The 22,797-nt window shown below is 54.6% G+C and carries 26 protein-coding genes; 22 read left to right on the forward strand and 4 right to left on the reverse strand.

Features of this window, described 5'->3' with window-relative positions; all coding sequences use genetic code 11:
- Positions 1 to 11 precede the first annotated feature (11 nt).
- Genes P398_RS0108820 through P398_RS0108830 form a run of 3 tightly spaced genes read left to right on the forward strand, consistent with a single transcriptional unit; the run spans position 12 to position 3,312 of the window.
- Complete coding sequence (locus tag P398_RS0108820) at positions 12 to 1,010, forward strand: thiamine pyrophosphate-dependent dehydrogenase E1 component subunit alpha (protein ID WP_029334805.1); 999 nt, start codon at positions 12 to 14, stop codon at positions 1,008 to 1,010.
- Positions 1,010 to 1,987, forward strand: a complete 978-nt coding sequence (locus P398_RS0108825; protein WP_029334806.1) for an alpha-ketoacid dehydrogenase subunit beta — start codon at positions 1,010 to 1,012, stop codon at positions 1,985 to 1,987. Before P398_RS0108820 ends, P398_RS0108825 begins: the two co-directional genes overlap by 1 nt.
- A gap of 11 nt (positions 1,988 to 1,998) precedes the next feature.
- Positions 1,999 to 3,312 (forward strand): dihydrolipoamide acetyltransferase family protein, encoded by a 1,314-nt coding sequence (locus P398_RS0108830; RefSeq protein WP_029334807.1) that lies wholly within the window; start codon positions 1,999 to 2,001, stop codon positions 3,310 to 3,312.
- Positions 3,313 to 3,685: 373 nt separating this feature from the next.
- Here P398_RS0108830 and P398_RS0108835 read toward each other — a convergent pair whose 3' ends face one another.
- Entirely contained in the window at positions 3,686 to 4,459 is a 774-nt protein-coding gene (locus P398_RS0108835; RefSeq protein ID WP_029334808.1) for a sporulation protein, read from the reverse strand.
- 97 nt (positions 4,460 to 4,556) lie between these two features.
- On the opposite strand from P398_RS0108835, the gene P398_RS0108840 reads away from it, so the two are divergent.
- The 8 genes from P398_RS0108840 (at position 4,557) to P398_RS0108875 (ending at position 10,307) form a co-directional block, all read left to right on the forward strand.
- A complete protein-coding gene (locus P398_RS0108840) occupies positions 4,557 to 5,741 on the forward strand; it encodes a class I SAM-dependent methyltransferase (RefSeq protein WP_029334809.1) in 1,185 nt (394 codons plus the stop codon).
- 34 nt (positions 5,742 to 5,775) lie between these two features.
- Positions 5,776 to 6,204, forward strand: coding sequence for a BrxA/BrxB family bacilliredoxin (locus P398_RS0108845; protein ID WP_024371538.1), 429 nt, complete (start codon positions 5,776 to 5,778; stop codon positions 6,202 to 6,204).
- Positions 6,205 to 6,260: 56 nt separating this feature from the next.
- Positions 6,261 to 6,602, forward strand: a complete 342-nt coding sequence (locus P398_RS0108850) for a DUF952 domain-containing protein (RefSeq protein ID WP_024371539.1) — start codon at positions 6,261 to 6,263, stop codon at positions 6,600 to 6,602.
- A gap of 183 nt (positions 6,603 to 6,785) precedes the next feature.
- Positions 6,786 to 7,577 carry a transporter substrate-binding domain-containing protein gene (locus tag P398_RS0108855; RefSeq protein WP_029334810.1) on the forward strand — a complete coding sequence of 264 codons (792 nt, stop codon included), beginning with the start codon at positions 6,786 to 6,788 and terminating at the stop codon, positions 7,575 to 7,577.
- Positions 7,578 to 7,633: 56 nt separating this feature from the next.
- Positions 7,634 to 8,293 (forward strand): amino acid ABC transporter permease, encoded by a 660-nt coding sequence (locus P398_RS0108860; RefSeq protein WP_029334811.1) that lies wholly within the window; start codon positions 7,634 to 7,636, stop codon positions 8,291 to 8,293.
- Positions 8,290 to 9,012: an amino acid ABC transporter ATP-binding protein gene (locus P398_RS0108865; RefSeq protein WP_029334812.1), complete on the forward strand. Its 723-nt coding sequence runs from the start codon at positions 8,290 to 8,292 to the stop codon at positions 9,010 to 9,012. The genes P398_RS0108860 and P398_RS0108865 overlap by 4 nt, the downstream gene beginning before the upstream one ends.
- Before the next feature lie 39 nt (positions 9,013 to 9,051).
- Positions 9,052 to 9,726, forward strand: a complete 675-nt coding sequence (locus P398_RS0108870) for a metal-dependent hydrolase (RefSeq protein WP_029334813.1) — start codon at positions 9,052 to 9,054, stop codon at positions 9,724 to 9,726.
- A gap of 2 nt (positions 9,727 to 9,728) precedes the next feature.
- Positions 9,729 to 10,307: an HD domain-containing protein gene (locus P398_RS0108875; RefSeq protein ID WP_029334814.1), complete on the forward strand. Its 579-nt coding sequence runs from the start codon at positions 9,729 to 9,731 to the stop codon at positions 10,305 to 10,307.
- A gap of 37 nt (positions 10,308 to 10,344) precedes the next feature.
- On the opposite strand, the gene fadH is transcribed toward P398_RS0108875, so the two are convergent.
- Positions 10,345 to 11,115: a 2,4-dienoyl-CoA reductase gene (gene fadH / locus P398_RS0108880; protein WP_235263486.1), complete on the reverse strand. Its 771-nt coding sequence runs from the start codon at positions 11,113 to 11,115 to the stop codon at positions 10,345 to 10,347.
- A 92-nt stretch (positions 11,116 to 11,207) separates the two neighbouring features.
- Complete coding sequence (locus P398_RS0108885; protein ID WP_228619521.1) at positions 11,208 to 12,281, reverse strand: N-acetylglucosaminidase; 1,074 nt, start codon at positions 12,279 to 12,281, stop codon at positions 11,208 to 11,210.
- 79 nt (positions 12,282 to 12,360) lie between these two features.
- Between P398_RS0108885 and P398_RS0108890 the strand changes: the two genes are divergently transcribed.
- From P398_RS0108890 to P398_RS0108935, 9 genes are all read left to right on the forward strand, one after another.
- Positions 12,361 to 13,359, forward strand: a complete 999-nt coding sequence (locus P398_RS0108890; RefSeq protein WP_029334817.1) for an aromatic acid exporter family protein — start codon at positions 12,361 to 12,363, stop codon at positions 13,357 to 13,359.
- 171 nt (positions 13,360 to 13,530) lie between these two features.
- The gene (locus P398_RS0108895) at positions 13,531 to 14,661 is read left to right on the forward strand and encodes a M20/M25/M40 family metallo-hydrolase (RefSeq protein ID WP_029334818.1); all 1,131 of its coding nucleotides are present in this window, start codon (positions 13,531 to 13,533) and stop codon (positions 14,659 to 14,661) included.
- Positions 14,662 to 14,955: 294 nt separating this feature from the next.
- Positions 14,956 to 15,861 (forward strand): ribonuclease Z, encoded by a 906-nt coding sequence (gene rnz, locus P398_RS0108905; protein ID WP_029334819.1) that lies wholly within the window; start codon positions 14,956 to 14,958, stop codon positions 15,859 to 15,861.
- Positions 15,839 to 16,753 carry a hypothetical protein gene (locus P398_RS0108910; RefSeq protein ID WP_147287402.1) on the forward strand — a complete coding sequence of 305 codons (915 nt, stop codon included), beginning with the start codon at positions 15,839 to 15,841 and terminating at the stop codon, positions 16,751 to 16,753. The genes rnz and P398_RS0108910 overlap by 23 nt, the downstream gene beginning before the upstream one ends.
- The gene (locus P398_RS0108915; RefSeq protein ID WP_029334820.1) at positions 16,750 to 17,160 is read left to right on the forward strand and encodes a DUF4430 domain-containing protein; all 411 of its coding nucleotides are present in this window, start codon (positions 16,750 to 16,752) and stop codon (positions 17,158 to 17,160) included. The genes P398_RS0108910 and P398_RS0108915 overlap by 4 nt, the downstream gene beginning before the upstream one ends.
- The gene (locus P398_RS0108920; RefSeq protein ID WP_029334821.1) at positions 17,138 to 17,812 is read left to right on the forward strand and encodes a hypothetical protein; all 675 of its coding nucleotides are present in this window, start codon (positions 17,138 to 17,140) and stop codon (positions 17,810 to 17,812) included. Before P398_RS0108915 ends, P398_RS0108920 begins: the two co-directional genes overlap by 23 nt.
- Positions 17,775 to 18,734, forward strand: a complete 960-nt coding sequence (locus P398_RS0108925) for an ATP-binding cassette domain-containing protein (RefSeq protein WP_029334822.1) — start codon at positions 17,775 to 17,777, stop codon at positions 18,732 to 18,734. Before P398_RS0108920 ends, P398_RS0108925 begins: the two co-directional genes overlap by 38 nt.
- Positions 18,707 to 19,252 carry a hypothetical protein gene (locus P398_RS0108930; RefSeq protein WP_029334823.1) on the forward strand — a complete coding sequence of 182 codons (546 nt, stop codon included), beginning with the start codon at positions 18,707 to 18,709 and terminating at the stop codon, positions 19,250 to 19,252. Before P398_RS0108925 ends, P398_RS0108930 begins: the two co-directional genes overlap by 28 nt.
- A gap of 28 nt (positions 19,253 to 19,280) precedes the next feature.
- Entirely contained in the window at positions 19,281 to 19,604 is a 324-nt protein-coding gene (locus tag P398_RS0108935) for a hypothetical protein (RefSeq protein ID WP_029334824.1), read from the forward strand.
- A 40-nt stretch (positions 19,605 to 19,644) separates the two neighbouring features.
- On the opposite strand, the gene P398_RS0108940 is transcribed toward P398_RS0108935, so the two are convergent.
- Entirely contained in the window at positions 19,645 to 20,439 is a 795-nt protein-coding gene (locus P398_RS0108940; protein ID WP_228619535.1) for an SDR family NAD(P)-dependent oxidoreductase, read from the reverse strand.
- A gap of 150 nt (positions 20,440 to 20,589) precedes the next feature.
- On the opposite strand from P398_RS0108940, the gene P398_RS0108945 reads away from it, so the two are divergent.
- Both P398_RS0108945 and P398_RS0108950 read left to right on the forward strand, forming a co-directional pair.
- Complete coding sequence (locus tag P398_RS0108945; RefSeq protein WP_081828294.1) at positions 20,590 to 21,492, forward strand: peptidase U32 family protein; 903 nt, start codon at positions 20,590 to 20,592, stop codon at positions 21,490 to 21,492.
- Between the two features lie 10 nt (positions 21,493 to 21,502).
- Positions 21,503 to 22,753: a peptidase U32 family protein gene (locus tag P398_RS0108950; protein WP_034799097.1), complete on the forward strand. Its 1,251-nt coding sequence runs from the start codon at positions 21,503 to 21,505 to the stop codon at positions 22,751 to 22,753.
- Positions 22,754 to 22,797: the final 44 nt, after the last annotated feature.

Here is a 22,797-nt window from a genome sequence, read left to right on the forward strand (position 1 = left end):
AAATGGAACAAATGACAGTGAATTCATATGAAGAGCTTGGTCTCTCGAAACAAGACTTGATCGCGATGTTCGAAACGATGGTACGAGCCCGTAAAATCGATGAGCGGATGTGGAAGCTGAACCGGGCCGGTAAAATCCCGTTCGTCGTCTCGTGTCAAGGACAAGAGGCGGCCCAAGTCGGCGCGGCGTTCGCGCTTGAAAAAGGGACGGACTATATCCTCCCATACTATCGCGACGTCGCCGTCGTCCTGCATTTCGGCCAGACGGCCCGTGACTTGATGTTGTCTGCGTTCGCGAAAGCGGAAGACCCGAACTCGGGCGGACGTCAAATGCCGGGACATTTCGGTTCGAAACAACATCGGATTGTGACGGGCTCGTCACCGGTCACGACGCAAGTGCCGCACGCGGTCGGTGTCGCGTTGGCTGCGAAATTGAAAAAAGAAGAACTCGTGACGTTCGTCTCATTCGGGGAAGGCTCCTCGAACCAAGGTGACTTCCACGAAGGCGCCAACTTTGCCGGTGTCCACAAGCTCCCGGTCATCTTGTTCTGTGAGAACAACAAATATGCCATCTCTGTCCCTTTGTCGAAACAGCTCGCCTGTGAGCACGTCTCGGACCGGGCGAAAGGTTATGGGATGCCGGGCGTGACGGTCGACGGGACCGACCCGATCGCCGTATATGCGGCCGTGAAAGAAGCGCGGGCCCGTGCTTTGCGTGGAGAAGGGCCGACGCTCATCGAAGCAGAAGTCGAGCGGCTCGTCCCACATTCGTCCGACGATGACGACAAGGCGTATCGTTCGGTCGAAGAATTGGCCGATTTGAAGGATCGGGACGGGAACCAGCTGTTCCGCGCCCGTTTGATTGAAGATGGCATCGCGACAGAAGAAGAGCTCGCGTCCATCGAATCGAGCGTCGACACGGAAGTGAACGAGGCGACGGCGTACGCGGACAAGGCACCGTATGCGTCACCGGAATCGACGATGGATCACGTGTACGAGGGGGATAACTGATGAAAACGTTTATTGAAGCGATCAACGAAGCGATTCATGAAGAGATGGAGCGGGACGAGAACGTCTTCGTCCTCGGCGAAGACGTCGGGGTCCGTGGCGGCGTGTTCCGGGCGACACAAGGATTGATCGAAAAGTACGGTGAAGACCGCGTCATCGACGCTCCGCTTGCGGAGAGTGCGATCGCGGGTGTCGGCATCGGGGCCGCCATGTATGGGATGCGTCCGATCGCTGAGATGCAATTCGCGGACTTCATCATGCCGGCCGTCAACCAAATCGTCTCGGAAGCGGCGAAAATTCGTTACCGCTCGAACAACGACTGGACGTGCCCGATGGTCATCCGAGCCCCGTTCGGCGGTGGCATTCACGGTGCCCTCTATCACTCGCAGTCCGTCGAAGGAATGTTCAACTCGACACCGGGACTGAAAGTCGTCATCCCATCCGACCCGGTCGACGCGAAAGGGTTGCTCAAGGCGGCGATTCGGTCGAACGACCCGGTCCTCTTCTTCGAGCACAAGCGGGCGTACCGACTTTTAAAAGCAGACTTGCCTACAGACGACTATACGGTCGAAATCGGTAAAGCAGCCGTCAAACGTGAAGGCGACGACATCACGATCATCACGTATGGCCTTTGTGTCCACATGGCACAAGAAGCGGCGAAGGCGCTCGATTCTGAAGGGATCAGCACACATGTCCTCGACTTACGGACCGTCTATCCGCTCGACCAGGACGGGATTATCGAAGCGGTCAAGAAGACGGGGAAAGTGCTCCTCGTCACCGAGGACAACAAAGAAGGAAGCATCATCGGGGAAGTCGCGGCCATTATCGCCGAAAAGGCGTTGTTCGAACTCGACGCGCCGGTCGAGCGGCTGGCAGGTCCGGACGTGCCGTCGATGCCTTATGCGCCGCCGATGGAGAAGTTCTTCATCGTCTCGCCTGAAAAAATCGCGGAGCGGGCACGTCAGCTCGCTGCGTTCTGAGGAGGGCCTTCATGGAACAGACGATTAAAATGCCTCAGCTCGGTGAAAGTGTGACCGAAGGGACGATCACGACGTTTCTCGTCAAGCCGGGTGACCGGGTCGAGGAATATGAACCGCTCGCGGAAGTCATGACGGACAAAGTGACAGCCGAGATTCCGGCGACAAGTGCCGGTGTCGTCAAAGAAATCCTCATCGGGGAAGGTGATACGGTCGCAGTCGGAACACCTGTCTTGGTCATGGAAGTCGCGGGGGCCGAGAAAGAAACACCTCAAGTCGAGTCCGAAGAGACGGTGCAAGAACCGGTCGCGGAAGCCGTTTCGGCTGCGGCAGCATCAACGCCGCGCAAACAGAGCGGTAACGGGCGTTTCTCGCCGGCGGTCATCCGTCTGGCGAACGAGAACGATATCGATTTGAATGACCTCGACGGCTCGGGCCTTGGGGGCCGTATCACTCGGAAGGACGTCCTCCGCTACTTGTCGGAAGGTCGCCCGGTCAAACCGGAAGCGGCGATGCAAGCACCGGTCCAAGAGACGATGACGCAAGTGAAACTCGATGTGCCAACGGAAGCGGAGAAGCCGGCCGTCGCGCCAGTGACCGCTCCGACACCGAGTGAACCATCATCAGACCGGGTCGAGCTGATTCCGACGGCTGGAGTCCGTCAAGCGATCGCGAACAACATGGTCCGCTCGAAACATGAAGCCCCGCATGCGTGGCTCATGATCGAGGTCGATGTGACGAATCTCGTGGAGACGCGTGCCAAGCTCAAAGATGAGTTCTTTAATCAGGAAGGCGTCAAGTTGACGTTCATGCCGTTCTTCATGAAGGCGGCCGTCGAAGCTTTGAAAAAGCATCCGATGATGAACTCGGAATGGGCCGGCGACCACATCAAAGTGCATAAAGATATTCACTTGTCGGTCGCCGTGGCGGCGAACGACGCGCTTTTCGTGCCGGTCATCCAACACGCCGACGAGAAGAACATCAAAGGGCTTGCTGTCGCGCTTCAAGACGTCGCATCGCGGGCCCGTGCCAACCGTCTGACGGCGAGCGAGATGCGAGGCGGTACGTTTACGATCAACAACACAGGCGCGTTCGGTTCGATTCAATCGGCGCCGATCTTGAACTATCCACAAGCTGCGATTTTATCGGTTGAATCGATCATCAAACGCCCGGTATGGGTGAACGGGATGTTCGCGGCGCGCGATATCGTCAACTTGTGTATGTCGGTCGACCACCGCGTCCTCGACGGTCTCGTCGCCGGTCAGTTCTTGCAGTCGATCAAGCAATCGCTCGAAGCGATCGACCCGAACACGTACACACTGTACTGATACGCAACGAAAAAGACAGCCACACGTCGTGGCTGTCAACTTGTTGACTAACATCAACTGAATCGCTCGTCCTTCCGGCGCCTACGCTTTCCGCAGGCAATCCCGGAGCCGCATCGCGACTCGTGTCGCTGCTGGGTCTCCGTTGGATCGCTCTCCTGCTGGAGTCGGGACGCCGTTGACGAGCTATACGACTGGTCGCCCCTCTGGCGGCCATTTGTCTTTTTTGAGGCTTCGACAGGCAAAGAAAAGCCCGGGCACTTCCTTTGCGTCGCGTAAAACGGGGAAGGAACGCTCGTGCTTCATACATAAAAAGACGAACCGGGTCGTGAGAAGGAACCTGGTTCGTCGACAGACGCACGTCGTGGCTGTCTTTTCAAATGGAGCGTTCAATCAACGACTCGACGTCGCGGCGGACGAGGTCGACTTTGAGCTCGTCATACGCATAGCTGAGCCGGTGCGTCGATTCATCTGTACCCGTCAAATCTGCGAACAGGCTGCCGAGGTTGTGGACGCTCTTGTCGACTTGAATCAACAAGTCGAGTGTTGCCTCATCCTGGAGCAATACGACCTCAATCTCGTCGAGTTTGCGACCGAACCGTGTGCCGTTCGGTGAATATTCAAGCTCTTGGGCGATCGGCAGACGGCCTGAACGGTGACGTGCCGGCAACATCTCGGTGTCGGCCTTTTTCAAGCGGAAGCCGATGGCGTCTAGCGCATCGAGAACGACTTGTTGTGTCGCGTTTGGTTTGACGACGATCGCATCCTCATCTTTCGGGTCGACGGCCTGGGCGATGTCGAGTCCGGTCTCGATCCATGACTTCGATTGGCTGACCGAAAGTGGGGTGTTGAACGGGACGGCGATCGTGAAAGGGATTTCCTTCACTTCATTGGGACCGATCAAGAACGGGGCCTCGTTCAATGAAATCTTCTCGATTGTGAACGTCGAGTACGTCGCCTTATCGTTCACTTCATGTTTATATAGTGTGTTGAAGAAGATGTAGATCCGGTCGACCGATTGCTCGACGCTGCCGCCTTTGACGTGGACGACACCTTCTAAAGTGCCGCCTGGTTCACAGTGGCTGTCGGCGAGTCGTGTATCGACCGTCGCGGCGCCGACCCCGATCGATGAGAGTAGTTTTTTGAACATGGTTCTTCCTCCTTTGACGTTTGCACGGCTTCGTGTAATAGTATGTACGGATGCACGATTTAAAAAGTTTCGAAACTACTGAAAAGGAATGAACGAAGTGGACTATACACAATTACTGGCCCGACTGAAGGAAGTCGTCGACCATGAACAACTCGTCACGGCGACAATCAGCCAGCCGCGTCAAAAATCAAGCGATCTCCGGCGCGTCAAGCTGAAACCGGTCTTATTGAGAGAAGCGTACCATATACAGTTTGAGTACCAATATGAGCGGGTGATGAAACATAAAAATTTGCCGGCGGACGAAGCGGCCGCTGAGATCGAATCGTTGCTCGAGACGTTCCGTCAAGGACAGTTCCAGTTGAAGTCGTCCGATCTTCAGTTTCAGCTGTCGAAGAAGTTCAAAGTGGTGTATAAAGAACGACAGACGGCGGCCAAACAAGTAAAGCTGACGCACAACCGCGAGAAACAGTACGTCTTGCCGCTCGACGAACCTGTTCCGTTCTTGATTCGTCTCGGTGTCCAGTCCGAGGATGGGAAAGTGAAGCGTCAAAAATATGACAAGTTCAAGCAGATCAATCGCTTCCTCGAGTTCATCGAGGACTCGATCAAGCATCTACCGACAGACCGGACGATTCGCATCCTCGACTTTGGCTCGGGGAAATCGTACCTCACGTTCGCCCTCTATCATTTCTTGCATGAGATGAAAGGATACGACGTCCACATCACCGGGCTCGACTTGAAGAAGGAAGTCATCGAAGAGTGTGCCGGCATCGCCCGTGATTTAGGATACGAGCGGCTCGAGTTTCTCGTCGGCGACATTAACGAGTATGAAGGCGAGTCAGCGGTCGATATGGTCGTCACGCTCCACGCCTGTGACGTTGCGACCGACATGGCGCTCGCCCGGGCCGTCCGGTGGGGGGCGAAAGTCATCTTGAGTGTGCCGTGCTGCCAAAAAGAGTTGAACCGTCAGCTCGACGCCGCACCTCTTGATGTCATGTTGCAGCACGGTCTCATTAAAGAACGGTTCGCCTCACTCGCGACCGATTCGATTCGGGCCGAACTGCTCGGCTTCGTCGGCTATGAAGCGCAATTGCTCGAGTTCATCGATATGGAACACACGCCGAAAAATATATTGATTCGGGCATATTTGACGAATCGGGAAGCGACTGCAGAAGAACGTGCCCGTTACATGGCGTTCAAATCGCTGCTCGGCGCCGACCCGTTCCTCGAGCGTGAATTGAGCGATAGACTTGTTTTCACCGCACGAGAAGACGTAAAATAAAAAAGTACAGACGCAAGTCGAAAGGGGAAACGATATGGATTTTCAATTATACTTCCAAGATGTAGTCGAACAAGCACGGAATGAGGTTCGTGCCGCTGGATATACAGAATTGACGACGCCTGAAGAAGTCGACGCCGCCCTCAAACAAGAAGGCAAGACGCTCGTCCTCGTCAACTCGGTATGTGGTTGTGCCGGGGGGATCGCTCGTCCGGCAGCAGCTTATGTCAACAAGATGGAAGGGACGAAACCGGATCACTTCGTCACCGTCTTCGCTGGACAAGACCGCGAAGCGACGGACCGGGCCCGTGAATACTTTGAAGGATACGCACCGTCATCGCCTTCGATCGCCTTGCTCGAAGACGGCAATATCGTCACGATGGTCGAACGGAGCACAATCGAGTCATCGACGGCCGAAGAGCTCGTCGATCAGTTACAGACGTTGTTCGACATTTACTACGCATAAGAAAGAAGCGCAGAGGCTTTTGCCTTTGCGCTTTTCGCTAAGAAAGGATCGATTCGATGGAACCAGTCATCAAAATCATGAGCGAGGCGGAATATACGATCGCCTTGTCACGCGGCGAGATCAATGAGCCGTCGCTTCAGACAGAAGGATACGTCCGCTGTTGCACCCCGCAACAAATCGGCAAGTTCGTGCGACGCCACTATCGAGACGAACGGGTCGTCCTCGTGTCGTTCCATGTCGCTCGTCTCGGAAGCCTTCTCCATTACGAGTTCGATGAGGACGGCGAACGTTACCCGCACGTCTACAGCGCCATCCCCATCACGTCGGTCAAACGGGTCCAACCGTACGGATCGCGCGATAACGGTACGGTCACTTATTTCGCTTACGAGCGGATGTGACCGTATTTTTTTTATATTTTATGCATGAATATACTTTACAAGTAATAATTATGTGTATATAGTGGTTGAAGAACAAGTCAGACATGTGATGAGTCGAAAAGCGATTGAGTCATTTTCACATATATGTCATAATTTTGTTAATGTTCTGATTATTTCATCCAACTGGAGAAAGGAACGATGATCATGAAAAAAGGTTTTCTAGCATTATGTATCGCGGGCCTCGCCGCCTTCTCGGCCGCATGCGGCGCCGACGTCAACGAAGGAGGATCTTCTTCTTCAGGGAGTGAAGACGATAAAGTCATCGTCATGGGGACGAGCGCGGACTACTTCCCGTATGAGTTCGTCGATACGGCGAACGGGGATGAGATCGTCGGATTTGATATCGACATCGCCAAGCAAGTCGCTGAAAACATGGGATATGAATTAAAGATTGAAGATATGGACTTCGGAAGCCTCCTCGGGGCGTTGAACGCCGGCCGCGTCGACTTCGTCATGGCCGGGATGACACCGACGGAAGAACGGAAAGAAAACGCCGACTTCTCGGACATCTACTTCACTGCGAAAAACTTGATTTTGTCAAAAGGGGACGCCATCCAGTCGCTTGAAGACTTGAACGGCAAGCAAGTCGGTGTCCAGCTCGGTTCGATTCAAGAAGGGATCGCCAAAGACCAAATCGATGGCGCTGAAATCGTCGCCTTGAACAAAATTCCAGAGATCATTCAAGAAATCAAGACGGGCCGCATCGATGCGATGGTCATCGAAGATACGGTCGCGAAAAAATATCTCGACCAAGACAGTGAACTTTCGACATTCGAAATCGTTGATGAGGAAGAAGCCGGCTCGGCCGCAGCCTTCCGTAAAGACGATGAGCTCCGCAATCAATTCAACGAAGAGTTGAACAAGTTGATTGAGAGCGGCGAAATCGAGAAGTTAGCTCAAAAATGGTTCGAAGAAGAAGCCGCACCGGCGGAATAATTCATGCACGAGGCTGACTGGATGTATCAGTCAGCCTTTTTTAGGAGGAACTTACAATGGAGTTTAGTCGGATTTATGATTCTATCCCTTATATTCTCGAAGGGATCCCGGTCATGTTTCAAGTCGTGCTCGTCTCGGCATTGTTCGGGATCACGCTCGGGATCGTCATCGCCACGTTCAAAATCATCCCGAACCGGTTCGTCAACTTTATCGGTCACGCCTATACGGCCGTATTCCGGGGTACGCCGCTCATTTTGCAGCTCGCCATCATTCACTTCGGCTTGCCGCAACTGACAGGTTTCATCACGACGCCGTATCAATCGGCGGTCATCGCTTTCTCACTCAACTCGGCAGCGTATATCTCAGAGATTATCCGGGCCGGGATTCAAGCGGTCGACAAAGGACAGTGGGAAGCGTCCGACGCACTCGGTGTCCCATATGTCAAACAACTGCGGTCGATCATCTTGCCGCAGGCGTTCAAAAATATTCTCCCGGCACTCGTCAACGAGATGATCACGCTCACGAAAGAGTCGGCGCTCGTTTCCACGGTCGGCGTGCTGGATATTATGCGCCGGGCTCAAATCGTCGGCGGGCAAAAGGCGATCTACTTCGAACCGCTCCTGTTCGCGGGTGTGATATACTTTACGATAGTAATGGTGTTGACATACTTTGGTCAGCGTCTTGAAAAACGGCTTAGAAAGAGTGATGGCAGATGATACAAGTTAACGATTTATACAAGCAGTTCGGTGAATTAGAAGTGTTGAAAGGAATTACGACGACGATCGAGCGCGGGGAGGTCGTCGCTGTCATCGGGCCTTCGGGTTCAGGCAAATCGACGTTCCTTCGTTGCCTCAATATGCTCGAAGTTCCGACGGGCGGTACGGTGACCGTCGACGGTTACGAATTAACGAAAAAAGGAGCGAACGTCTCAAAAGCCCGTCAACAGATCGGGATGGTGTTCCAACAGTTCAATTTGTTCCCGCACATGAGCGTACTCGATAACTTGACGTACGCCCCGATCAACGTGTTGAAAATCAGTAAGACTGAAGCAGTCGAACGGGCGAAGAAGTTGCTCGAACGGGTCGGTTTGTCTGAAAAGATCAACGCCTATCCAAGTCAACTGTCGGGCGGGCAAAAACAGCGTGTCGCCATCGCCCGGGCCCTCGCCATGGAACCGAACGTCATGTTGTTCGACGAACCGACGTCAGCGCTCGACCCTGAGATGGTCAATGAAGTACTCGACGTCATGAAAGGGCTCGCTGATACAGGGATGACGATGGTCGTCGTCACGCACGAGATGGGCTTTGCCCGTGAAGTGGCCGACCGCGTCCTGTTCCTCGACGAAGGCATTTTGATGGAAGAAGGCAAGCCGGCCGACCTGCTCCTCAACCCGCAGACCGACCGTGCGAAACGATTCTTAGAAAAAGTGTTGTGATTGAAACGTTCGAGCTGACATGAGAAAGGGAGGATTCACATGAAGATCACGTATTATGGTCATGCGACAGTCCAACTAGACATCGACGGGACGAGCGTCTTGATCGATCCGTTTTTGACGAGCAATCCGCATACGGACGTCGATCCGGCGACGGTGAAAGCGGACTACATCTTGTTGACGCACGCCCATTTCGACCATATCGAAGACGTCGAGCTGATCGCGAAGACGACCGGGGCGACGATCGTGGCCACCCATGAGCTCGCGACCTACTATGAGAAAAAAGGTTATTCGGTCCACGGCATGAACATCGGGGGCGGGCATTCCTTCCCGTTCGGCCGTGTGACGATGACACAGGCGTTTCATAGTTCGAGTCTCGACATGGGAGACGTCCCCGTTTATATGGGCATGCCGGGCGGTTTCATCGTCGAGACGAACGCGCTCACCGTCTATCATGCTGGAGACACGGCGCTGTTCTCGGACATGAAGTTATACGGAGAACGATTTGAAATTGATGTCGCTTTCCTCCCGATCGGTGACAATTTCACGATGGGACCGGCAGATGCGCTAGATGCCGCCCATTGGCTACAGGCGAAACGTGTCGTCCCAATCCATTTCGATACGTTCCCGCCGATCAAGCAAGACGCACGTGCGTTTTGTGATCAACTACATCAACGCGGGCTGCTGATCGAACCGAACAGCACGATTGAGATTTGATTATGTCAAAAGAAGCCGTCGCGGCGACCGAACGTTACGTCGGGTCGCTCCACGCTGACGATCGCACCGGCCATGATGTCGCGCACCTTGAACGCGTGCGGCGGCTCGCGGAGACACTTGCCGAAAGGGAAGCGGTCGACCCGCTCGTCGTGACGCTGTCTGCCCTTCTCCACGATGTGGAAGATGCGAAACTCGGGCGTCCGTCCGGTCTCGTCGAGCGTCATCTCGAGACGCTCGACATCTCCGCTTTGCAACGGCGGCACGTGATGACCGTCGTTTCTGAGACGTCGTTCTCGAAAGGGTGCGACCCGTCTTCGTTAGAAAGTGCCATCATCCAAGATGCGGACCGGCTCGACGCGATCGGGGCGATCGGCATCGCCCGCACATTTCAGTTTGCGGGTTCGCGCGGCACCGCTCTGTATGGGGACGCGAGCGCGCTCGCTCACTTCGATGAGAAGTTGCTCAAACTGGCGGACAGGATGCATACGCCCCGGGCGAAGCAAATCGCGGCCAAACGCCACGCTTTCCTCGTCTCGTTCCACGACCGGTTCAAGGCGGAATGGACGGGCGAAGACATATGAAAACGGCCGAGGAGATCGATTCCTCGGCCGTTTTGGGTTAAAACGGATGCTTATTGAGCCAATGCCCGCCGTCGAGGGAGATGCATTCCCCGTTTAAATAACGCATCTCATCCGATAGCATCCAGTACGCCAAGTCGGCGATCTCTTCTGGTGTCCCGAACCGTCCGATCGGCACGTTGCGGCGAATCCGTTCGACTTCTTTCACGTGGACCGCGAGTTTTTCGGCGCCGCCCGTCCGTTCAATCGGCCCGGGACTGATCGCGTTGACACGTGCTCCGAACTGATAGCCCCATTCGACGGCGAGCGTCCGCGTCAAGTTGAGGACGCCCGCTTTCGCCGCCGCGCTAGGGGCGACGCCCGGACCGGCTTGCCAGGCGTACGAAGCGACCATGTTCAAGATCGAACCGCCGCGTACTTGTTCGGTTTCCCAATGTTTCCCGAGCGCGTGCGTACAGTTGAACGTGCCGTTCAAGACGATATCGATGACACTCGTCCAACCGTTCGGTGTCAAGTCGAGCGTCGGACAGACGAAATTACCGGCCGCGTTATTGACGAGCGCATGCACCGGCCCGTAAGCGGACGAGATAGTCTCTAGCGCTTGGGCGCAACCGTCATAGTCACGGACGTCATGCTGGACGCTCATCGCGCGTCCGGCTTCGATCGCGTCCAACTCACGCATCGTTTCTTCGAGCCGTTCCGTGTTCCGTCCACTGATGGCGACGTTCCAGCCTTCTTGTTTAAATTTGAGGGCCATCGCTTTCCCCATCCCGGATGAGCCGCCTGTGATCCAAATCGTCTTCATGTAAATATCCCCCTTCGAAAAGTGAATGGTCGTTCATTTATGTATTCGCTTCTCCGTTTCGGGAATCCTGCATAAAAAAGTGATGACCATGACGGCCATCACTTGATTTGTTCGTAGTATGCTGAGCCGAGTGTACGGTCGATGAGATACATCGTCCCGGCAACTTTTTCACCCCAGTACGGGTCCGACGCATAAAAGATGTTGATGCCTTCTTGTTTGTTGCCTGGAAAAGGACCTCTCGCATAAGAACCGGTCACGTATTTTTCAGCGAACAGTCGGGCCGCTGCGTCAACGCTCGCCTCAAAAGATGCGAACGTCGCGGCGTTTCCGCTCGGGTCGTCATCGGTCGCTTTGAAGCCGAACAAGTTGAACTTGTCTCTGGCGATGGCAGACGTGCCGTAACTGGATTCATGGCCCGCGACGGCGAGGAGGAATAACGCGTTGATCCCGTGCTTCGACTCGGCGTCTTTAAACGCCGCACCTTTTCCTATCAGCGGAGAATCCGACCGTGTCTCGAGGAAACGGTCCAACTCCGAGGCCGAGTATGGCGACGTCGAGGCGATGGAGGCGAACTGGTACGGTGAAGCGAACACGTCCCGGACGTTCTCGGTATAGAACCGATCGGACCTCTCTTCGTCCGCCGGGCCGACGAGGAACGTGCCGGCGAGGTTGTCATTCGCCTCGACCGTATGGTACACGTCTCCGTCACGCACTTCATAAAATCCTCGTTTCTTCACGAGTGCGTCCGGATACAACGTCATGTTCGCGAGCGGCACGAACACGACCGCACCTGAGATGTTGACGCGCAAGTGATCATGCCCACGCTCGAGTAGCCTTAGCCGCGTACCGCCGGCGACGTATGACTGACGCTCGGACAAGGCCTCGTCTTTAAACAGATACGTGATACTGTCTGTCGGGGTGACGGCGATCCCGGCGCCGGTGAAGTCGATGACCTCGCCGTCCGGTCCGATCAAAGCCCGATGCTCGCCGCGCTCCATGTACGCTCTCGCTTCGGCGAGCGACTCGAACTGACGCGTCTCGGTCTGCCCGTCTCGGAACGTCTCGACCGTATATGTGCCGCTCGAGTGCTGCTCGAGCCAGAGGAAGCCGAGGACAGCGATCAATACGATGAGGAGTGAGGGGAGGAGGCGTTTATTCTTTTTTGTCGTCACTTTCAATCACTTCCAAACATAAGGATTGCCAAACGGGAAATTCTAGTCAACAATTTTGTAAGAGAGAAGGGGGATTGCTATGAAAATCGGGTCACGCACGCTAAAGACGGCGGTCGCCGCCGGCATCGCGATGCTCATCGCCGAGACGATTCATCTCGACTACTACGTGTTCGCGGCGATCATCGCCATTCTCAGTATTCAAGAGACGAGGAAGAAGTCCTTCCGTGCGTCTTATGAACGAGTCATGGCGAGTCTGCTCGCCATCGGGATGGGAGCGCTCATGTTCACACTGCTCGGCTATTCACCAGCCACGCTTACACTTTATTTTGTCATGTTTATCCCGCTCGTACAACAGCTCAAACTGCAGGACGGGATGATCACGAGCGTCGTCATCTTGACCCATCTGTACACGGAAGGCCGATTCTCGATTAACTTGTTCATCAACGAACTGTTGTTGATCGCGATCGGGGTCGGGGTCGGTCTAGTCGTCAACATGTATATGCCGACGCTCGACAAAGAAATCGAGCGCATCAAAGACAACATCGATCGGGCGCTCGCCGTTTATTTCTATGACATCGCCGCCTGTGTCGAGACCGGGATCTACAACGACCATGCGATGATGCTATTGAAGACACGCGATTACTTGAAGCAAGGGAAAGACCTCGCACTTCGGCGGATGGGCAATTCGATCGGCAAACGAAATGAAGATATGGACTACTTATACTTCCGGATGCGCGAACGGCAATACGACATTTTGAAACGAATCGTCGACAACGCCCGCGAGATCACGCTCGTCGTCGATGAGGCGAAACCGGTCGCGACGTTCCTTCGGCTCGTCGGAGACAACGTCAACGAGCGGGCTGACGCTTCTGCGTTCCTGCGGGAGCTAGAAGCGACGATCGAGCACTATCGAAAAAACGTACCTCTCCCCACGTCACGTGAGGAATTTGAGGTACGTTCGTCGCTGTTGAACATTTTGTCAGACGTAAAAAGCTACTTGATTTTAAAAGAGCGTTACATTCTGCTCTTAAAAGAACATGGCCATGCTCGACAACACCGTGCTGAGCAAAAAGATTGATACGATGACGACAACGCCGATCTGAATGATGCGTTGTCGTTTCTTTTGTTTGTTTCTCATGACGATCCTCCATAACGTGTTTGTCCCCATTGTACAGAATGGAAAACGTTCGTGCAAACGTCATGAGTTTGGTATAATGACCAAGAAATGTTTGGATGGAGGGATGTTTGTATGGTAAACGAGACACGGGTGCTCGACACCTTTTTAGGATTGGTCGGCATCGATTCAGAGACGAAAGAAGAAGCGGTCATCTGTGAGCATTTGAAAGCCGTGTTCACTGACCTCGGTTGTGACGTATATGAAGATGACGCGTCGTCGAAGACGAGTCATGCGGGGAACAACTTGATCGTCACTTTGCCAGCGACGAAAGAAGGCGTGGACCCGATCTATTTCACGGCCCACATGGACACGGTCACGCCAGGGAAAGGCATCAAAACGAGCATCAAGGACGGCTATGTCGTCACGGACGGGACAACGATCCTTGGAGCGGATGACAAGACCGGGCTCACAGCGATGATCGAACTCGTGCGCGTCTTGAAAGAAGAGATGATCCCGCACGGTCAAATCCAATTCGTCATCACGGTCGGTGAAGAGTCAGGACTCGTCGGTGCCAAAGTGCTCGACCTCTCAAAAATCGAGGCGAAATTCGGTTTCGCACTCGATTCGGACGGACCGGTCGGCGATATTATTGTGGCGGCTCCAACCCAAGCGAAAGTGAACGCAAAAATTTATGGGAAAACAGCCCACGCCGGCGTCGCACCGGAAAAAGGTGTCTCGGCTATCCAAATCGCAGCGAAAGCGATCGCCAAGATGAAACTCGGGCGCATCGACGACGAGACGACAGCGAACATCGGCCGTTTCGAAGGGGGACGCGCGACGAATATCGTCTGTGATTACGTCGAGGTGCTCGCCGAGGCGCGCTCTCTTCTTCACGACAAGATGGAAGCTCAAGCGGAAGCGATGAAACAAGCGTACGTCGAGACGGCGGCTGCACTAGGGGGACGTGCCGAAGTCGAGATCGACATCATGTACCCAGGTTTCAAGTTCGAAGAAGGCGACGAGGTCGTCGAGGTCGCAAAAGCGGCTGCCGCTTCGATCGGTCGTCCGACGCGCATCCTTCACTCGGGCGGCGGATCTGACGCGAACGTCATCGCCGGAGGCGGCATTCCGACCGTCAACTTGGGCGTCGGCTATGAAGAGATTCATACGACGAACGAACGGATGCCACTCGTTGAACTGTATAAGATCGTGGAGTACGTCGTCGAGATCGTCAAGCACGTCGCCACACCGAACAAGCCATAAAAAAAGAGCCGACGTCACGTCGGCTCTTCGTATGTGTTCATGCTTTCAGGCGGCGAATTCCAATGACTCGAGAACGAGTTCGTCGGTACAGTGGAGTTCTTGCGCTATGTCGTGAATTCGGATCGAGGTGCCTTCTTCTTGTTGGTGTTTGCGATTTAAGGAAGTCGCTCGTTCACGGATCACTTTATATAAAGTGTCGGAATGGTCAACTTTGTTCATCACGGATCACATCCTTTTTCAACGATTACGTCAAGTATAGCATGGAATGGTCTACAAGAAAGGACAATATTATTTATGAAGTTACATTTTTTAGGAACTGGCTCTGGTATGCCGTCGAAACAGCGCAACGTTTCCGGCCTTGCGCTGACGTTGCCGAAACAGACGTGGCTGATCGATTGTGGGGAGGCGACCCAACACCAAATGTTGCATACGTCGCTGAAACCGCGCAAAGTGTCGGCCGTCTGGGTCACCCACCTTCACGGCGACCACGTCTTTGGATTGCCGGGATTCTTGTCGACCCGCTCGGCGCTTGCCGGGACGGAACCGCTCACGCTCTATGGTCCGAAAGGCATCAAGCAATGGCTCGACGTGACGCTCAAGGTGACCGGGTCTTATTTAGGGTATCCATTGACGATCATCGAGTATAAGGACGGAGACGAATTTCTCCAAGACGGCCATCGCGTCACGGTGAAAAAACTCGAACACCGTTTTCCGTCGTACGGGTTTCGAATCGAGGCACCGATTCGCCCAGGGACGCTCCTCGTCGACAAAGTGAGGGCGCTCGGTATCCCGAACGGACCGATTTACGGTCAAATCAAACAGGTTGAAACGTTCGAGTTTGAAGGGAAAACGTACAACGCTAAAGAATACGTCACAGAACCGGTCCGAGGCGCGGTCGTCGCCGTGCTCGGTGACACGGTGCCATGTGCCAACGCCGAACTGCTCGCGCGTGACGCGGACGTACTCGTCCATGAGGCGACGTTCATGGGCGCCGAGTCGAAGCTTGCCCGCCAATACGGACATTCGACGACGATCGAGGCTGCCTCGCTCGCGGTGGCGGCTCGCGTCGGTCAATTGATCGTCACACACATCTCGGCGCGGTATCAAGGCCGGGAATCGGAGTTTGCGGCAGAAGTGGAGGCCGCTTTTCCGAATAGCCAAGTAGCAGTCGACTTCTATGAATTCACAGTGGGGGATTGATGTGACCATACAACTTTACGTCTGGCTCGGTTTTATCGTCATCAGCGTGTTGCTCGGTGTACGATTGAACCAGTTAAAAGAACCGGAACCTCGGTTTTTCTTGAAGTTTTTATTTTATTCATTGCTCGGCATCGTCTCGTTCCCCATCGGCGGGTTTCATATCCCGATTGGTTTTTTACTTTCTTTTTTATTTTTCCCGAAACGGAACAGCCGTTATAAATGGTACGGTGCTCTCGTCGGGTTCTTCTTTTTCATCGTGCTGCTGTTCGTCCCGCTGTTCGACCAATCGGGGTTCCGGGCCGAGTCTCAACAGATCGGGGCGGTCTCGATCCAAGACGAATCATTCGACCGGATGACGAACCATATTATGCGCCGTGTCAACGGTGAGGCGATCAAGCTAGATCGGAGCAAGATGGTGCTCACGCGTGACGGAGAATTGCAATCACTCGAGTATTTGTTGCTCGTCGAGCGGAGCAGTTCGTTCCAACAAATCCGGATCACGTATGATGAGACCGGCGAACTGTCTTATCAGCAAGTCGATGAGTTGAATAAAGAATCGGGTCGGGCGTTCTTTGAGAAGCTCGTCGATTTTGAACGTGTGTTGAGCGCTGTTCAGGACACGGCGTGGGAAGACTTCGCCGACCGAGTGAACGCACCGCTCATCCAACTGTCGTTTGACGGATTGTATGACATGTATACGTATGAGAACGAGGTGATGCTCATGATCAATCGAGAGGGCCGGATCGTCAAGTTCTGGCTCCAGCGTGACCCGGTGCTCGCCAACAGCATCCAGCTGTCAGGTCTTACCCGAGAGAATCGGCCGACCGGGGAACGCTACATCATTTTATATAACTATTCCATTCACCAACGAGAGGATTTGACAGACCAATGAAGCGATTACTCACGTTCAGTTTACTCATTCCACTTCTGACAGGCTGTGCTGATTCGACATCGACCGGCACGGACGGCGACTGTGCCGTCGAACCGACCGTCTCCGTCTACAATGCGGCGACAGAAGAGACGCTGTTCCACGAAAAGAGCGTCTGTCTTGAAGCAGGTGCCACGGTCCTTGACGCCTTGCAAGCGACGGAGTTGGACATCGAGTCGGTGGGCAGCGGGGATATGACGTACGTCACGGCAATCGACGGCGTTGAAGAAAAATCGGCCGGTCAGTCGTCAGGTTGGGTGTACGCCTTTAACGGCAGCCCAGGGGACGAAGGGGCCGGCGCGAAAGAAGTCGAGTCAGAAGATATCATTCAATGGCGGTTTGAAGAAGATGCAATTTCTTTCTTCGAATGAGGCTGATTGGGAGCGCAGACATCCTGTCACGCTCCTTTTCTTTCTCATCGCCCACTTGTATGTCCTCGTGTATATGAACGGGTCGGTTTGGCTGCTCATCGGGTTGGTCGGCCTCCTCGTTCTCGAGCGCAGATTCCCGCTCGGATTGACCGGTGTACTGTTGGCGTTTTTGGTCATTTCAATGGCGCCGATGTTAATCGGTTGGGACGTCTCGTTCAATCGGATTATTCGTCAACTCGTCCAATTGGCGACGTTCTTGTTCGGGATGGTATGGGTGAGCCGTTTTTTGAAACTGGATCGGTTTTTGCCGCTCCTTGCCGGGTGGCCGCGGTCGACGCAGCTGCTGTTCGGGGCGTGGGCGCTCATCCCGACGATGGAACGGGCCATCCGTTTGTCCATGAAGAGCCATGCGCGTAACGATTGGCAAGAGGCGATCGTCGTCGGCATTGACAGTCAGCGTCAAGAACCGGTCTACCGCGTCCCGCGGTCACGGCGATTCGAACAGCATGACCTCGTCCCGCTCGCCGTCTTGACCGGCTGTTTCGGGGCGACGTACGGAGGTTGGCCGCTGCTATGGCTCCTCTATCCATATTTGACGAAAGGAGGGATGCGAGATGCACTGGTTATCATCCGAGGATACACGAGACGTTGAGGAGTGGATGGCATCGGTCGGAGCGAAAGCCGTGCGACTCGATGAGCCGCTCGCCGGACGGGTCGCCTCGCTCGTCATCGGAGACGATGCACTCCAGGGGTCCGAAGTCGTAGCGCTGCTCCAAATCGATCACTTGATGAACAAACGTTTTGATGAGTGTTCGAGCGGAGAGCGGCAACTCGTCCGCATTGCCCATGCGTTGACGAATCGACCGCAAGCGCTTGTGCTGTTCGAACCGTTCCGTCATCTCGATCGCTATCGACGGGAACATTTGACGATGTTGTTAGAGCGGCTTGCAAAGCTCAACGTAAAAATCGCTTATACCGAGCGGGCCCGGGAGACGGGGACGCCCCCTTCGTTTTCGGTCATCTCGTCGCGGGGGGAAGGTACGATCGACGTTCGCGACGTCTCCTATCGTCACCCGCTGCAACCGGTCTATGCCGTCGAACACGTCACGTTCGCGTCGGACGGCCCGGGTTTGACAGCGTTCATCGGTTCGAATGGCAGCGGCAAGTCGACGCTTCTTGAACTGATGGCGAAAAGCGTAAGACCGCTTCAAGGGAAACTGAAGCTGTCGTCGCGTCCCGTCTATCTTCCGCCCGAAGAAGAATACGGACCGTTCCCGGAAGCACCGAAGCGACGTGTCGAGCAGTTGAAGGCGGTGCTCGTTTCTGAAGCCCCGCTCTTTCTTCTCGATGAGCCGACCGTCGGCCTGACCGACCAGGAGCGAGCGGGTTTCCTCAACGCCTTGGTCGAGAAAAGCCGAACAGCGTGTCTCATCTGTGCGACCCACGACGCGGCGATACTCGCTGCCGCTGACCGGATCGTCGCCTTGTCGAACGGCAGGGTCGTGTTTGATGGCACGTATGAACTGTTTTTAGAACGGAGTATGGTATGGTCACTTTCATCGTCGCTGTCTTGACGGCATATCTGCTCATGTCAAAATTTGAACGGACGAAGACACCGATCGCGGTGTTGACCCAGTTGCTCGCCGTAGCGGTAATCGGGCGCTGGTTGTTCGTCGCCATCCCGAACGTACAGCCGACGACGGCGCTCATCATGATGACCGCGCTTTACTTCGGATGGACGAGTGCGGCGATGCTCGCGTTGTTCGTCCCGGTGTTGTCCGGCCTGTTGCTCGGACTTGGACCGTTCGTGTTGTATCAGTTTCTCGGATGGTTGCTCGTCGTGACGGTCGTCGTCGTGTTGCGTCCCTTGTTGAGGCGGTCTATAGTCCTCCTTGGCCTCGTCGGCCTCGGCTCAGGTTTTTTATTCGGTTGGACGACGAACTTGTCGTACGCGGAAGTGATCGGCACTGATTTTTTGAACTTGCTCGTCTTAAGTGTGCCGTTTGATCTCGCACACGGAATCGGCAACGTTTTCTTCTTGATCGTCTTACGTGAGTTGTTCGTCCGCATATTTGTGCGGGACGAAGGGTAAATGAATGAAAAGGGCGAGGTGATCGGTCGTGGGTGAATACATCAATCTAGTCGAAATCGGGATGTTTTTGTTTATCGGACTGTTGTTCATGGGGCTCCACATCTTTTTCATCGTGCGTCGATACTTGCGGACGCGCTATGCGATGGTCGGCGTGCTCGCGTCAAGTGTCTGGCCGGCGCTCATGATCGTCTTATCCGTTCAAAATATTGAGCTCGTCCCCGCATTGACGTCAGAACGTGTGACGGCCGAAGCGGTGATCGCCTGGTCGATCGCCTTGTCGACGGCGTTCATGCTCTTGATCCCGGCCGGCGTCTTCCTCGTCCGGATGTATCGGTTGTCACGCGAGACATAAAAAAACGTAAAGCGCAACGGTTGTGCGCTTTACGTTTTTTTTATGGGGTCGGTACTTGTTCGACCGCTGCGTCGGTCGGTTTTTGGAAACGTCGTAAAATCTCAAGGCTGATCGCGCGCGGCATCAGTTTCGCAGCAGCGACGAGCAGCTGATTCGATACGCCTGGAATGACGACGCGCTTGTTGTTCATGACGCCTTTGTAGCCGAAGAAGGCGACGAGGTGCGATGGCATCTTCGAGACCATCATCTCGCTGCCGGCCCGGTTGAAGAACCCCGTGTCGGTCGGTCCGGGACAGAGGACGCTGACGTGGACGCCTGTATCTTTCACTTCGGCATGCAGCGCTTCGGTGAGAGAGAGGACGTACGCTTTCGTCGCGTAATAGACCGCCATATAAGGGCCAGGTTGGAACGCCGCGACCGAAGCAACGTTTAACACATACCCATAGTTGCGGCGGACCATGTCCGGCAAATAGGCTTTCGTCAATTCAGTCAACGCGTTCACGTTCAAGCGGACCTGTTCGGCCTCGACTTCCGGATCAAGGTCGATAAACTCTCCCGCGGTGCCGAACCCGGCGTTGTTGATTAAAAAGTCGACGGTCAGGCCGGCGTCTTCGATGGCGCTTGTCAGGCGTGTGGCGGCGTTATGTTCGGACAAGTCGAGGGCGAAGACATGCACGTTGACGCGATATCTTTTTTCGAGTACTTTTTTCAATTCGTGCAAACGGGGCTCATTGCGAGAAACGAGAATACAGTCGAATCCGTCCCGTGCCGCCAAGACGGCAAGGTCGAGCCCGATTCCGGTCGAGGCTCCAGTGATTAAGGCGGTTTTTGTCAAAATCGTCCACTCCTTCGAAATAAAAAGTCATACATTGTTACTGATTTCTTCACGAGTTGTTAAATTCCTGCCCGGTCGCCACATCGAAACGTATGCTAGAGTATAGCAAGAATATGTGATTAGACTCACAAAGTGAGGAGAAGAAACCAGATGATGATTCAGCTAGTGACTACGGCACAAAGCGTCGAGCAAGCAGAGGCGTTAATCATGGCGGGCTCCGACCGCCTCTATATCGGAGAATCGAAATACGGGTTACGTCACAAAGGTGACTGGTCGCTCCCGGCTGTGCGAGAAGTCACAGCCATCGCCCATCGATATGGCAAGGAAGTGACGGTCGCCGTCAATAATTTGATGCATAACGAGCAAATCGAGACGTTGCCTGATTATTTACAGGAACTCAAGGCGATCGGAATCGACAGTGTCACGGCCGGTGATCCGGGCGCAATCCGCATGATCCGTAATGCCAATATCCCCTATTGGTATGACGCTCAAACGCTCGTCACGTCGGCGCGTCACATTCAGTTTTGGGGCAAGCGTGACGCCATCGGGGCGGTAGCGGCTCGTGAAGTGACGTTGACCGAGCTCGGGATGATTCAACAGCAGATTGGGTTGCCGGTCGAGGTGCAAGTGTATGGTCCGACGTGCATTCATCATTCGAAACGCCCGCTCTTGACGAACTATTTCAATGAGATCGGGCGGTCGAATCCGGCAGCCGAGGCGCGCGAGTATTATGTGAGCGAACCGACGGATGCCGACAGTCGCTACCCCGTCTATCAAGATGAGAACGGAACGCACGTCTTCTCTGAAGATTTGACGCTCATGGGTCAACTGCCTACGCTCTTAAAAGGCGGGTTGCACACATGGAAACTCGAAGGATGGCATGCAGGAGAGGCGTTCGTCGATATCGTCCACCTGTTCGACAAGGCCCGGTCAGATCTATTAAACGGTCGGTTCGATCGTCACGTCATGGAACGACGTCTTGCCGAACTTCAACCTGAACAATTCCGGCTCGGGACCGGACTGTTGTTACGAAATCCAGAAGAGATCAAGTGAGGGAACTGAGATGAGAAAACGTCCAGAATTATTAGCACCAGCCGGGAACTTAGAAAAATTAAAAATGGCCATTCTATATGGGGCCGATGCGGTCTTTATCGGGGGTCAACAGTTCGGACTCCGTTCCCGCGCCGGTAACTTCGGTTACGAAGAGATGGCCGAAGGAGTCGCGTTCGCTCATGAACGTGGGGCAAAAGTATATGTCGCCGCGAACATGGTGACGCATGAAGGGGACATCGAAGGAGCCGGCGAGTTCTTTTGTAAACTTCGTGACATCGGCATCGATGCCGTCATCGTCTCCGATCCGGCCATGATTGAGGTCTGTCTCACGGACGCGCCGGGTCTCCCGGTGCACTTGTCGACACAGGCATCGGCGACGAACTATGAGACGCTCCGTTTTTGGCAAGAGGAAGGACTAGAGCGGATCGTCCTCGCGCGCGAAGTATCGATGGAAGAGATCAAAGAGATGAAACGGCAAGTCGACGTCGAAATCGAGACGTTCGTCCATGGGGCGATGTGCATCTCCTACTCGGGCCGTTGCACGTTATCGAACCACATGGCGCTCCGCGATGCGAACCGAGGCGGCTGCGCTCAGTCGTGTCGCTGGAAATATGGCTTTTTTGAAGCGGACGAGCTGTTGACCGACGAGATGGCGGCACGCGACGAGGAACCGTTCTCGATGAGTTCGGTCGATTTGGCGATGGTACGCCACATTCCTGACCTTGTCGACGCCGGTGTCGACAGTTTGAAAGTGGAAGGACGGATGAAGTCGATCCACTACGTGGCGACCGTTTGTAACGTCTATCGTCAAGTCATCGACGCGTATTGCGATGATCCTGCCGGGTTCGTGTTCGATCCGGCGTGGGAGGAAGAAATCTGGAAAGCGGCACAACGAGAACTCGCGACCGGATTTTATTACGGCGTGCCAACGGAGAACGAGCAACTGTTCGGAAAACCGCGCGCCATCCCGCAATATGCGTTCGCGGCACGCGTCATCGCGTACGACCCGACGACGCAAATGGCGACACTTGAGCAGCGAAACTATTTCCGTCGCGGCGAAGAGGTCGAGTTTTTCGGTCCAGGCTTCGTTCGCTTCACCCAGCGTGTCGAAGAGATATGGGATGAAGAAGGCACACCGATCGAGACGGCACATCAAGCGATGATGACGGTCAACATCAAAGTCGACAAACCGGTCGCGACTGATTATATTATGCGGAAACGGAAAGTGGCCGCAGGCGAGCTCGTCCGAAGCGGGAGCTGACACATCCCGTAAGACAACATAGTCGACCGTTCCATTCAATCTTG

It is taken from the genome of Exiguobacterium aurantiacum DSM 6208 (assembly GCF_000702585.1).
Classification (GTDB): Bacteria; Bacillota; Bacilli; order Exiguobacteriales; family Exiguobacteriaceae; genus Exiguobacterium; species Exiguobacterium aurantiacum.